Origin of the sequence: Vibrio sp. S11_S32 (genome assembly GCF_014694465.1) — a bacterium.
Taxonomy (GTDB): domain Bacteria; phylum Pseudomonadota; class Gammaproteobacteria; order Enterobacterales; family Vibrionaceae; genus Vibrio; species Vibrio algicola.
This window is the reverse complement of the sequence record NZ_JAAUWS010000135.1, coordinates 1-825: the sequence shown is the minus strand read 5'-3', so window position 1 is coordinate 825 and position 825 is coordinate 1. Positions and strand designations below refer to the sequence as shown.

At 45.3% G+C, this 825-nt stretch carries 1 protein-coding gene; it reads left to right on the top strand.

Features of this window, described 5'->3' with window-relative positions; all coding sequences use genetic code 11:
- Positions 1 to 792, top strand: a 792-nt coding sequence (gene tnpC, locus HC723_RS16965) for an IS66 family transposase (protein ID WP_190339937.1), incomplete at its 5' end; no start/stop codon positions are given.
- Positions 793 to 825: the final 33 nt, after the last annotated feature.

Here is an 825-nt window from a genome sequence, read left to right as displayed (position 1 = left end):
GTGGTGCAGGCAGATGAAACGCCGCTCAACGTGCTCAAAGAAGATAAAAAGTGTTATATGTGGCTCTACTGTTCAGGGGCAGACTCACCAGAGGCGGCACTCCCACATGTTAAAAATATTGCCTTATACGACTATCAAAATAGTCGTGCGAAAGCATGCCCTATGAATTTTTTAGGTCACTATGATGGTTATCTACAAACGGATGGATATAGGGCTTATGATGGTCTTCATCGCGTAACGAATGTGGGCTGTCTGGCTCATGCCAGACGTAAATTCATGGACGCGAAAAAGCTTCAAGGCAAAGGTAAGTCGGGCAAAGCGGATATAGCACTGGCAAAAATCCAAAAGCTCTATGGGATTGAATCTCGCCTAAAAGGCGCGAATGCCGAAAAACGAAAAGCAGAACGTCAAACGGTCGCCAAGCCCATACTAGATGAGTTTTACGAATGGATGACCACTCAGAAAGTAGTCGAATCTAGCACATTGGGTAAAGCGATAAAATACACGCTTAGGCAATGGCCAAAACTCAGTCGTTATATCGATGATGGTCACTTATCTATAGACAATAATCGCGCTGAACGGGCAATTAAATCGCTGGTTATTGGCAGAAAAAACTGGCTCTTCTCTACTAATCCCAACGGGGCGGAAGCAAGTGCGATGCTTTACAGCATCGTCGAGACAGCGAAAGCCAACGGTTTAATCCTCTATGACTACTTGGTCAAATGCATGCAGGAACTGGCGAAAGCTGAGCCAGATATCGATGCAATTCTGCCATGGAATTTCAAACATTAATAATATCGCCCCGTGGGTTCATGGGGCGGATAC